Origin of the sequence: Leifsonia sp. 563, assembly GCF_040545055.1 — a bacterium.
Classification (GTDB): domain Bacteria; phylum Actinomycetota; class Actinomycetes; order Actinomycetales; family Microbacteriaceae; genus Leifsonia.
The window spans coordinates 127,692-138,866 of the sequence record NZ_JBEPLE010000005.1 but is presented as its reverse complement, the minus strand read 5'-3'; the positions used below and the strand labels follow the sequence as shown (position 1 = coordinate 138,866).

Annotated in this window: 9 protein-coding genes; 8 read left to right on the top strand and 1 reads right to left on the bottom strand. The window is 69.4% G+C overall.

Translation table 11 applies throughout. From position 1 onward, the window contains the following. The first annotated feature begins 83 nt into the window (after positions 1 to 83). The 4 genes from ABIC47_RS14765 to ABIC47_RS14750 are packed head-to-tail and all read left to right on the top strand — an operon-like array spanning position 84 to position 5,306. Positions 84 to 1,055 carry an AAA family ATPase gene (locus tag ABIC47_RS14765; RefSeq protein WP_018190856.1) on the top strand — a complete coding sequence of 324 codons (972 nt, stop codon included), beginning with the start codon at positions 84 to 86 and terminating at the stop codon, positions 1,053 to 1,055. Continuing rightward, positions 1,052 to 2,392 (top strand): DUF58 domain-containing protein, encoded by a 1,341-nt coding sequence (locus ABIC47_RS14760; protein WP_018190857.1) that lies wholly within the window; start codon positions 1,052 to 1,054, stop codon positions 2,390 to 2,392. The genes ABIC47_RS14765 and ABIC47_RS14760 overlap by 4 nt, the downstream gene beginning before the upstream one ends. Beyond that, positions 2,392 to 4,701, top strand: coding sequence for a transglutaminase-like domain-containing protein (locus ABIC47_RS14755; RefSeq protein ID WP_354481448.1), 2,310 nt, complete (start codon positions 2,392 to 2,394; stop codon positions 4,699 to 4,701). Before ABIC47_RS14760 ends, ABIC47_RS14755 begins: the two co-directional genes overlap by 1 nt. Further along, positions 4,698 to 5,306: a zinc-ribbon domain-containing protein gene (locus ABIC47_RS14750; RefSeq protein WP_026307157.1), complete on the top strand. Its 609-nt coding sequence runs from the start codon at positions 4,698 to 4,700 to the stop codon at positions 5,304 to 5,306. The genes ABIC47_RS14755 and ABIC47_RS14750 overlap by 4 nt, the downstream gene beginning before the upstream one ends. Positions 5,307 to 5,404: 98 nt before the next feature. On the opposite strand, the gene ald is transcribed toward ABIC47_RS14750, so the two are convergent. Further along, on the bottom strand, positions 5,405 to 6,520 hold the full coding sequence (gene ald, locus ABIC47_RS14745) for an alanine dehydrogenase (protein WP_354481446.1): 1,116 nt from the start codon (positions 6,518 to 6,520) through the stop codon (positions 5,405 to 5,407). Positions 6,521 to 6,917: 397 nt separating this feature from the next. Here ald and ABIC47_RS14740 point away from each other — a divergent pair, with 397 nt between their 5' ends. The 4 genes from ABIC47_RS14740 to ABIC47_RS14725 are packed head-to-tail and all read left to right on the top strand — an operon-like array spanning position 6,918 to position 11,100. Beyond that, a complete protein-coding gene (locus tag ABIC47_RS14740) occupies positions 6,918 to 8,132 on the top strand; it encodes an ABC transporter substrate-binding protein (RefSeq protein WP_089875624.1) in 1,215 nt (404 codons plus the stop codon). After that, complete coding sequence (locus ABIC47_RS14735; protein ID WP_018190861.1) at positions 8,132 to 9,331, top strand: ABC transporter ATP-binding protein; 1,200 nt, start codon at positions 8,132 to 8,134, stop codon at positions 9,329 to 9,331. Before ABIC47_RS14740 ends, ABIC47_RS14735 begins: the two co-directional genes overlap by 1 nt. Next, positions 9,332 to 10,252, top strand: coding sequence for an ABC transporter permease (locus ABIC47_RS14730; protein ID WP_354481441.1), 921 nt, complete (start codon positions 9,332 to 9,334; stop codon positions 10,250 to 10,252). Next, positions 10,249 to 11,100, top strand: a complete 852-nt coding sequence (locus tag ABIC47_RS14725; protein WP_018190863.1) for an ABC transporter permease — start codon at positions 10,249 to 10,251, stop codon at positions 11,098 to 11,100. Before ABIC47_RS14730 ends, ABIC47_RS14725 begins: the two co-directional genes overlap by 4 nt. Positions 11,101 to 11,175: the final 75 nt, after the last annotated feature.

Here is an 11,175-nt window from a genome sequence, read left to right as displayed (position 1 = left end):
GATGAGATGTGCCGCTCCGTGCGGCCCGCATCCCCTTCCCAGCGGCCCGACCGGCCGCGCCCCGAACCGAAAGAGGCCGGAGCATGACGATGACCCCCGAGCAGGCGACGTGGTTCTCCGGAGTCTTCGATCGGCTCGTCGCCAACATCGACCGGGTGCTCCTGGGCAAGACCCACGTGATCCGGCTGGCCCTGACCGCGCTGTTCAGCGAGGGGCACCTGCTGCTCGAGGACTTCCCGGGCACCGGCAAGACCTCGCTCGCCCGCGCCATCGCCGAGAGCGTGCGCGGGACGACCAACCGCGTCCAGTTCACCCCTGACCTCCTCCCTGGCGACATCACCGGCGTGAACATCTACGACCAGCGGAGCGGCGCCTTCGAGTTCCACCGCGGTCCCGTCTTCGCCAACATCGTGCTCGCCGACGAGATCAACCGGGCGAGCCCGAAGACGCAGTCCGCCCTCCTCGAGGTGATGGAGGAGCAGCAGGTCACGGTCGACGGCGTCCGGCACTCCGTCGGCGCTCCGTTCATGGTGATCGCCACCCAGAACCCGATCGAGCAGGCGGGCACCTACCGGCTGCCGGAGGCGCAGCTCGACCGCTTCCTGATGAAGGCGTCCATCGGCTATCCCGACCACGAGGCGACTCTGCGCATCCTCGAGGGGTCCGAGCGTCGAGCTCACGAGGTCGTCGTGCCGGAGGTCATCTCCGCCTCCACGGTCGTCGAGATGGCCACCATGGCCCGTGGCGTCCATGTCGACGCGACGATCAACGACTACGTCTCGCGGCTCGTGGAGGCCAGCCGGACGGCCGACGAGATCCGGCTAGGGGTCAGCGTGCGCGGAGCCCTCGCCCTCCTGCGCGCGGCCAAGACCATGGCCGCGGCATCCGGACGGTACTACGTCACCCCGGACGACGTGAAGGCCCTCGCGGAGCCCGTGCTCGCCCACCGCCTCGTGCTCGACCCGGAGGCCGAGTTCGAGGGCGTCAGCTCGTCCAGCCTCATCGGCCAGCTTCTGATCGAGACCCCGCCGCCGAGCGATCGGGCCGCCGTGTGACCACCGTCACCCGTTCGCAGACCGAGCTCACCAACGCGCGCGCCCGCATCGTCGGGGAGCGCGATGGCTTCCTGGCCGACGCGATCGTGTGGGTCGTCCGCACGTCGGCGACGGCCGGGCGCGCGGTCGCGACACTCGCCCGGCGGATCAGCGCCGTGGTCACCGCGCTCGGATGGTCGATGCTGCTGCTCGCGCTCGTCGCGCTGACCGCGGGCTACGTCTTCGGCTGGGTGGAAGCGGTGGTGGCCGGATGGACGGCGCTGGTGCTGCTCGTCGTCGCCTCGGGCTACCTCATCGGCCGCACCGCGTACGACGTCGGGCTCTCGCTTCCGGCGAACCGCGTCGTGGTGGGGGATCGGGCGCCCGGCGAGGTGGCCGTGCGCAACACCCTGCGCCGCGGCCTCCCCGGCGTCCGTGTCGAAGTGCCCGTCGGGCAGGGACTCGCCGAGTTCGCCGCCCCGCCGCTCGCGGCGGGCGAGGAGCACTCCGATGTCTTCGTGGTGCCGACCACCCGGCGCGGGATCGTGCCGATCGGCCCGGTGCGGACGGTCCGCGCCGACCCGATCGGGCTGCTCCGCCGCGAAGTGGTCTGGGCCGACTCGCTCGACCTGTTCGTGCATCCCCGCACCATCGCCATCCCGAGCATGAGCACCGGCTTCGTGCGCGACCTCGAGGGGTCGCCGACCCGCGACCTCACGGCCAGCGACATCGCGTTCCACGCGCTCCGCGAGTACGTCCCCGGCGACGAGCGCCGCTACATCCACTGGAAGTCGACCGCGAAGACCGGCAGCTACATGGTGCGCCAGTTCGAGGAGACCCGGCGCAGCCATCTCCTGGTCGCGCTCAGCCTGTCGGCCGCCGACTACGCCACCGAGGACGAGTTCGAGCTGGCCGTGAGCGTCACCGGCTCGCTCGGGGTGCGCGCGATGCAGGACTCGCGGACCGTCTCGGTCGTCGCCAGCGCGGAGACCCCGGACTTCGCCAAGCGGATGGTGTTCAGCGCCCGGCGACTGAGCACGGTCAACCGCGGGCGGCTGCTCGACGATCTGTCGGGAGTGGAGACCGCCGAATCCGCCCTCCGGCTCCCGGAGCTGGCGCAGGTCGCCTCGGACGGTTCGGCGGGCATCTCGATCGCCTTCCTGATCTGCGGTTCCACGCCGTCGGCCGCGCAGTTGCGCGCCGCGGCCGGGCACTTCCCGCTCGGCGTGGACGTCGTCGCGATCGTCTGCGACGAGGGCGCGGTGCCGTCGATGCGACGGGTCGCCGACCTCAGCGTCCTCACCATCGGCTACCTGGAGGACCTCCAGCGCAGCCTCGCGAAAAGGCTGGCCCTCTGATGCCCGCCCGTCGCTCCGCCGCCGTCCTGATCGACGTCCTCTTCGCGCTCGTCGCCGTCACGCTCGGCGCGTGGTCGTTCTGGCCGGTCTACCAGTCGCCCGAGTTCGTCCTGATGCTGGCCGTCACGCTGCTGGCGGGGGCCGCCGTGGCAGCGGTGGGATGGGCGTTCCGCCTCCCGAGCATCGCGGTCGCCGGGCTGATCGCGGCCGTCTACCTGGGGCTCGGCGTCCAGCTCGCCGTGCCGTCCGAGGCGACCGCCGGCGGTCTGCTGCCGACCGGAGCTGGGTTCGTCGACCTGGTGCAGGGCACCTGGCTCAGCTGGAAGCAGCTGGTGACCATCAGCATCCCGGTCGGGTCGTATCAGGCGCTGCTCGTCCCGGCGTTCCTGCTGACGTTGGTGGCCACCGTCCTGACCGTCACCATCGCCCTCCGGTCGTCGCGGCCGGAGCTCGCGACGCTCCCACCGGCGCTGCTCTTCGTCGCCGGGATCGTGCTCGGATCGTCGGTCTCGTCGCTGCCCCTTCCGCTGCTGTTCGCACTGTTCGTCGTGCTGCTGTCGTGGCTGATCCGGTTCCGGCTGCAGCGGCGTGCCGCATCCATCCGGTCGCTGCGGGAGCAGAGCGGGCTGCTGGTGGAGTCGCGGCGGGAGCGGCGCTCGACGGCCCTGCTGACCACGGCGGGCGCCACGGTGATGCTCATTACCGCAGCCGCTGCCGGGATCGCGGCGGCGGCGTTCATCCCGCCGGCCGGCGCGCGCCAGGTCGCGCGGACCGCGGTGGAGCAGCCCTTCGACCCGCGCGAGTACCCGAGCCCGTTGAGCGGTTTCCGCTCCTACTTCGAGCCGGAGCATGCCGACCAGGCGATGCTGACCGTCACCGGCCTCCCCGCCGACCGGCGGCTGCGGATCGCGACCCTCGACACGTACGACGGCGTCACCTACGCGGTCGGGAGCGGCGACGAGACCAGCGCATCCGGCTCATTCACCCGTGTCCCGTACCGCATCGACCAGGGCGCGACGAAGGGCAAGCGCACGACGACGAGCGTCGTCGTGCGGGACTACCGCGGCCCGTGGCTTCCCGGAAGCGGCCAGCTGGAGCAGGTGCGGTTCAGCGGCGAGGACGCCCAGCGCCTCGCCGGAGCGTTCTTCTACAACGACGTGACCGGGACGGGCGCGGTGACCACCGCGCTCCGCAGCGGCGACACCTACACCGAGGAGACGGTCGTCAAGCCGCAGCTGACGGCGGATCAGCTCGAGAAGGTCGAGCCGGGGACGGACTCGGTACCGCGCCCGCGCGTCATCCCCGACGAGCTCGCGTCCGTCCTGCAGAAGTACACTGCGGGAGTCGACGGCGCCGGCGCCAAGCTCGCGGCGGCCCTCCGCGGGCTCGCGCAGGACGGCTACATCAGCCACGGCGTCGGCCCGAAGGAGCCCGCCAGCCGGTCGGGACACGGCGCGGACCGGATCACCGAGCTGCTGACCGACGTCCCCATGCTCGGCGACCAGGAGCAGTACGCGGTCACCGCCGCGCTCATGGCCCGGCAGCTCGGGTTCCCGGCGCGGGTCGTCGTCGGGTTCGTGGCGCCGAAGGACGCGACCGGCTCCAACCTGACGTTCGTCGGATCGGACATCTCCGCCTGGATCGAAGTGCAGACGACCTCCGGCTGGGTGACCGTCGACCCGACCCCGCCGCTGCGCCCGGTTCCGCCGAAGCAGCCCGACCAGCCCACGCAGATCTCCCGGCCGCAGACCAACGTGCAGCCGCCGGTCGACGAGAATCCGCAGCGCAACGACGAACCGCCGCAGGCCCAGGTCGACCCGTCCAACCAGCCGCAGCCGAACCCGGTGCTGGAGACGCTCCTGGCCGTGCTGATGATCGTCGGGTGGACGCTGCTCATCCTGGCGCTGGTGGCGTCACCGTTCCTCGCCGTGCTCGCCGCCAAGTGGCGGAGGCGCGCGATCCGCCGATCGGCGCCGACGGCGCGCGAACGCATCGTCGGCGGGTGGCGCGAGTTCGCCGACGCGGCCGTCGACCACGGCTACGATCCGCCGCCGGCCGCCACGCGCGTGGAGTTCGCCGACACCATCGGTGGATCGCGCGCGAACGCGCTCGCCAAGGTCGCCGACCGGGCGACGTTCAGCGGCATCGCGCCGACGCCCGCGGAGGCGGAGACGGTCTGGAAGGCGGTCGACGAGCTCCGATCGCAACTCGCGAAGCGCGACACGCGCTGGAAGCGGCTGCTCGCGGCCGTCTCGCTGCGATCGCTCGGCTACCGTGGAAGACGGAACGGGAAGGGACGGGAACGATGAACTGTCGGGTGTGCGGAGCGGAGCTGGCCGAGGGCACACTGTTCTGCCCCCTGTGCGGCAGCTCGGTCACGTCCTCTCGCGTGCGCGCTCCCGAGATCGCCGACCCGCGTCCGTCCGACACGTCGATCATCTCCGACCGCCTCGCCGAGTCGCGACCCGCCCCTGCGGTCGCCGGACGCTTTCCGGAGGATGTCCTCCTGGATGAGGACGGCCTCCCGCCGACGCAGGCGATGACGATCGTGCCCGTGGAGGAGGCCCCGCCGGCGCACAAGCCGGCACAGCGGGCGTACACGCTGAGCTTCTCGACCGGCGATGTCGTGGAGGTGTCGGGTTCCGGGCTCATCGGCCGCCGCCCGATCACGCAGCCGGGGGAGCACATCGACCAGCTCGTGGTGGTCTCGGACCCCGGGCGCAGCGTCTCGAAGACCCACCTCGAGTTCGGCCTCGAGGGCGACGAACTGTGGATCTGCGACCGCTACTCCGGCAACGGCACGATCGCCCATCCCCTCGGCGGCGTGGCCCGCCAGTGCGAGGCCGGTCGCCGCTACCGCGTCACCCGCGGCACCCGCGTAGAAATCGGCGACCACTGGTTCGACGTCTCCTGACCCCGCCCAAAGCGAACAGCTCCTGAGTTTTTCGGTGCGACACGCGGGGTGTCGTGCGAAAAACTCAGGAGCTGTTGGCTAGAGAGACAGGGCCAGGCTCAGGCGAGGGCGTCGGCGACGGGGAGGGAGTCGAGGCCGTGCGCGGAGGCGACGCCCTCGTTCGTGACGCGACCGTCGTGGACGTTGAGGCCGAGCGCGAGGGATGCGTCCGCCCGCAGCGCCTCCTGCCAGCCGCGGTTCGCGATCGCCCGGGCGTAGGGGAGCGTCGCGTTGGTCAGCGCGTACGTGGAGGTGTGGGGGACCGCACCCGGCATGTTCGCGACGCAGTAGAACAGCGACTGGTGCACCGTGAACGTCGGGTCGGCGTGCGTGGTCGGGTGCGAGTCCTCGAAGCAGCCGCCCTGGTCCACGGCGATGTCCACGAGGACGCTGCCCGCCTTCATCCGCGAGACCATCTCGTTGGTGACGAGCTTCGGCGCCTTCGCACCGGGCACGAGCACCGAGCCGATGACGAGGTCGGAGGCGACGACCGCCTTGTCGATCTCGAAGCTGTTCGACGCGATCGTCTTGATCCGGCCCGCGTAGAGGGCGTCGAGCTCGCGGAGGCGCTGGATGTTGGTGTCGAGCACCGTGACCTCCGCACCCAGGCCGACGGCGACCGAGATGGCGTTCGTACCCGCGACGCCGCCGCCGAGCACGGTCACGACCGCCGGGTGCGTGCCCGGGACGCCGGGGACGAGCAGGCCGGGGCCGCCGTTCGGCTTCAGCATGGTGTTGGCACCGACGATGGGCGCGAGGCGTCCGGCGACCTCGCTCATCGGGGCGAGCAGGGGGAGCGCGCGGGTCGGCAGCTGCACCGTCTCGTAGGCGATGGCGGTCACGCCGCCGTCGATCAGCGCACGGGTGAGGGCCTCGTCGGCCGCGAGGTGCAGGTACGTGAAGAGCACCAGCCCCGGCCGGAAGTAGCCGTACTCGCTCTCGATCGGCTCCTTGACCTTGAGGATCAGGTCGCCGGCGGACCAGGTGGCCGCGGCGTCCGGCAGGATGGTCGCGCCGGCTCCGGCGTACAGCTCGTCCGGGATCGACGACCCGACGCCCGCGCCGGACTCGACGAAGACCTCGTGACCGGCGCCGACCAGGTCGTGCACACCGGCCGGCGTGATCGCCACCCGGAACTCGTTGTTCTTGATCTCGCGGGGGATCGCGACCTTCATGGGGCTCCTTCGACACTTCGACGTGGTGGTTCGCTCTCACCATAGCGGGGTTCACGGAGGATTTCGACTGAATTCTGGATGAAGCGGTGCTGATTTCGCGGACGGACGCCCCTCTCGCAGACGGTTTCCGCAGCGACGGCATCGCGCGGCCGCTCGGCAGCATCCGCTCGGCATCCACTCGTCGCGGCAGAACACCCGGTCTGCGGTTTCCCGGGCGATTCGACCGATCCGGCACGGATTTCGTAAAGATTGTGTTTCCGAATGGACGATCCGGCCACTTTCTGATGCGGATCGCGACGGTTGTGTGTCAGGATCGGGTCCACCGCGACGGCACATCGGTGTGCCGCCCAAGCGCCGTCGCCCGTGGTCCGAGTTCGATCCCCCAAGGAGCACTCCAGTGAAACCGAGCAACCTTCCGCAAGACCCGATGATCCGTCAGCTCGTGCAGTCGGCGCGTGCGTCGCAGCTCACGCGGCGCGGCCTCCTCGCCGGTGCGGGAGCCGGTGCTGCGGCCCTCGCCCTCGCCGCCTGCTCCACGGGCGGAGCGAGCGGCAAGCCCACTCCGGCCAAGGACGAGTCAGCTACCGACAAGTCCCTCACCTGGGCCAACTGGCAGGCGTACCTCGACCAGGACGACGCGGGCAAGTATCCGACGCTCGAGGCGTTCGAGAAGCAGAGCGGCCTCAAGGTCAAGTACGACGTCGCCGTCGACGACAACAACACCTACTACGCCAAGGTGAAGGACCAGCTCGCCCTCGGCAAGGACATCGGCGCCGACACCGTCTGTCTCACGGACTGGATGATCGCCCGGTGGATCCGCCTCGGCTACGTGCAGGCGTTCGACGAGTCCGCCATCCCGAACAAGAAGAACCTGGTGGCGAACCTCCAGGACGTCGACTTCGACCCCGGACGCAAGAAGTCCCTCCCGTGGCAGAGCGGATTCGCCGGCATCTGCTGGAACAAGGAGAAGCTCCCGGGCGGCCTCAAGTCGGTCGACGACCTCTGGAAGTCCGAGCTCAAGGGCAAGGTCGGTGTGCTCAGCGAGATGCGCGACACGATGGGCCTCATCCTGATGCAGCAGGGCGTCGACATCTCGAAGGACTTCAGCGACGCGGAGTTCGAGAAGGGGATCGACACCATCACCAAGCAGGTGAGCAACGGGCAGATCCGCAACATCAAGGGCAACTCGTACCTCAACGACCTCAAGTCGGGCGACACCCTCGCCGCGATCTGCTGGTCGGGCGACATCACCCAGCTCAACGCCGAGGCCGGCGACAACTGGCAGTTCGCCATCCCGGAGGCGGGCGGCACCCTGTGGAGCGACAACTTCGTCATCCCGATCGGCTCGTCGCAGAAGGCGAACGCCGAGAAGCTGATCGACTACTACTACCAGCCGGAGGTGGCGGCCGAGGTCGCCGCCTGGGTGAACTACATCACCCCGGTCGAGGGCGCCAAGGAGGCGGCCACCAAGATCGACCCGGAGCTCGCGGACAACCAGCTGATCTTCCCCGATGAGGAGACCCTGTCGAAGGTGAAGATCTTCCGGTCGCTCACCCCGGCCGAGGAGCAGAAGTACCAGGCGGCGTTCCAGAAAGTGATCCTGGGGGCCTGATGGCCAAGGGAGTTTTCGCCGAGTCCGGCGCCGACCTGCGCCTGGAAGGCATCAAGAAGAGGTTCCCCGGCTTCACCGCCATCGAGGAGCTCGACCTCACCATCCCGGCGGGCTCGTTCTTCGCGCTGCTCGGGCCGAGTGGATGCGGCAAGACGACGACGCTGCGCCTGGTCGCCGGGCTGGAGGAGCCGACGGAGGGGCGCATCCTCATCGGCGGTCAGGATGTGACACGCACCAAGCCGTTCCAGCGCCCGGTGAACACGGTGTTCCAGAGCTACGCGCTGTTCCCGCACATGACGATCCTCGAGAACGTCGCGTTCGGCCTCCGCCGCCGCCGCATCGGCGACCCGGTCGCGAAGGCGCATGAAGCGCTGCGGCTGGTCGAGCTCGACCACCTCGCGGCCCGACGGCCGGCGCAGCTCTCCGGCGGTCAGCAGCAGCGCGTCGCCCTGGCCCGAGCGGTCGTGAACCGGCCGGCGCTGCTCCTGCTCGACGAACCCCTCGGCGCGCTCGACCTGAAGCTCCGCCGGCAGATGCAGCTGGAGCTCAAGTCGATCCAGACCGAGGTCGGCCTGACCTTCGTGCACGTCACGCACGACCAGGAGGAGGCCATGACCATGGCCGACACGGTCGCCGTGATGAACAAGGGACGGATCGAGCAGATGGGCTCGCCCGAGATCCTGTACGAGCTCCCGGCGACCGTGTTCGTCGCGAACTTCCTCGGCCAGTCGAACCTGTTCGCGGGTCCGGTGCAGGAGTCCGGCGGCGAGACGATCGGCGTCGACGTCGGCGGGGAGCGCATCCAGGTTCCCCGGTCGCGTGCGCAGCGCACCAGCGGCTACGTCACGGTCGGCGTCCGCCCGGAGAAGCTGACGCTGCACGAGACGCCGGAGACCATCCCGTCCGGCGCCAACCGCCTCGGCCCCGGCCGCGTCACCGACGTGTCGTTCAGCGGCGTGAGCACGCAGTACCTCGTCGACGTGCCCGGGCTCGGGACGATCGTGGTCTTCGCGCAGAACACCACCAGCGGACCCGTCGCCGCCCTCGGCGCCGAAGTCTGGGTCGCCTGGGACCCCGGGCACACGTTCGTGCTCGCCGACGAGCCGCCGGCGGACGGGCGGTTCTCCGACGACGCCGACACGCAGGCGATCGCCGCGCAGGCGCGCGAGCGGATGCTGACGGAGCTGGAGGAGGCGTAGATGGCCCTCGCCGCATTCACGGGGGCGCCGCCGACGCAGGACCAGGAGCCCGCAGTCCGCCGCAAGAGCGGCATCGCGCTCGTCCTGCTCCTCCCCGGTGTCCTCTACCTCGTCCTGTTCTTCCTCACCCCGCTGATCTCGCTGATCATCACGTCGTTCCAGGCGCCGGTGGTCGACGGCGACATCGGGCAGTACCAGACGGCGTTCCAGTGGACCAACTACACCGACTCGCTCGCCGAGTACTGGCCGCAGGTGCTGCGCTCGTTCGTCTACGCCCTGATCGCGACCGCGGCCGCGCTGCTCATCAGCTACCCGCTGGCGTACTTCATCGGGGTGAAGATGCGCGGACGTCCCGTGCTGCAGAACCTGCTGATGACCCTCGTCATCGCGCCGTTCTTCATCAGCTTCCTGCTGCGGACCCTCGCCTGGAAGGCCATCCTCAGCGATGACGGCTGGATCGCCAGCTCGCTCAAAGCGGTGTCGATCCTGCCCCCGGACGCGCACATCACCGGCACACCGTTCTCGGTGATCTTCGGTCTGACGTACAACTTCATCCCGTTCATGTGCCTCCCGCTCTACTCCACGCTCGAGCGGCTGGACATCCGGCTGCTCGAGGCCGGACAGGATCTGTACGCGAGCCCATGGACGACGTTCCGCAAGGTCACCGTGCCGTTGTCGATGCCGGGCATCGTCTCCGGGACGCTGCTCACATTCATCCCGGCGGCCGGCGACTACATCAACGCATCGCAGGACTTCCTCGGCGCCGCCGACACCTCGATGATCGGAAACGTCATCGAGAGCAACTTCCTCGTGCTGCAGAACTATCCGACGGCGGCGGCGATGTCGGTCGTGCTGATGGCCGTCATCCTCGTGATCGTCGGCGTGTACGTGCGACGGAGTGGGACGGAGGAGCTGCTGTGACCACGATGGCGACACCCACCGACACGAGCACCCCGCCCAGTGCCACCAAGGGCCGGCGGCGGTACAAGGGGATCGGGCTCGGCGTCTACGCGTTCCTCGCGCTCGCCTTCCTGCTCATCCCGATCATCTACACGTTCGTGTTCTCGTTCAACGACGCGATCAAGAACAACATCGCGTGGCGCGGGTTCACCCTCCGTAACTGGACGAACGTGTGCGACGCGGCCGGGATCTGCGACGCGTTCATGGCGAGCATCATCATCGGCATCATCTCGACCGTGGTCGCGACGGTGCTCGGCACGATGATCGCGATCGCCCTAATGCGCTACCGCTTCCGCTTCCGGTCGCAGACCAGCCTCCTGCTGTTCCTCCCGATGGCGAGCCCGGAGGTCGTGCTCGGTGCCGGACTCGCGGCGCAGTTCCTCAGCCTCGGGGTCAACAAAGGCTTCATGACGATCATCATCGCGCACGTGATGTTCTGCATCAGCTTCGTCGTGGTGACCGTAAAGGCGCGCGTCGCGTCGCTCGACCCGGCCCTGGAGGAGGCGGGGCGCGACCTGTACGGGTCGCCGAACGCCGTGTTCTGGCGGATCACGTTCCCGCTGCTGCTCCCGGGTATCGCGTCGGCGGCGCTGCTGTCGTTCTCGCTCAGCTTCGACGACTTCATCATCACGAACTTCAATGCCGGTGCGGTGACCACGTTCCCGATGTACATCTACATCGCGGCTTCTCGTGGCATCCCGGCCCAGGCGAACGTGATCGCGAGTGCCGTCTTCATCCTCACGATCCTCGTGGTGCTGATCTCGCAGCTGACCGCCGCCGCCCGAGCCAAGCGCCTAGCCCGCCAGTAGCCCACCCCCACCGTCGAGTACACAAAAACTGCACGCTTCTTCCCTCCGGAGCGTGCAGTTTTTGTGTACTCGGCG

Coding starts and splice junctions, on each gene's coding strand:
- ABIC47_RS14755 (WP_354481448.1), top strand. CDS start 2,392: ATGCCCGCCCGTCGCTCCGCCGCCGTCCTGATCGACGTCCTCTTCGCG.
- ABIC47_RS14735 (WP_018190861.1), top strand. CDS start 8,132: ATGGCCAAGGGAGTTTTCGCCGAGTCCGGCGCCGACCTGCGCCTGGAA.
- ald (WP_354481446.1), bottom strand. CDS start 6,520: ATGAAGGTCGCGATCCCCCGCGAGATCAAGAACAACGAGTTCCGGGTG.
- ABIC47_RS14730 (WP_354481441.1), top strand. CDS start 9,332: ATGGCCCTCGCCGCATTCACGGGGGCGCCGCCGACGCAGGACCAGGAG.
- ABIC47_RS14765 (WP_018190856.1), top strand. CDS start 84: ATGACGATGACCCCCGAGCAGGCGACGTGGTTCTCCGGAGTCTTCGAT.
- ABIC47_RS14750 (WP_026307157.1), top strand. CDS start 4,698: ATGAACTGTCGGGTGTGCGGAGCGGAGCTGGCCGAGGGCACACTGTTC.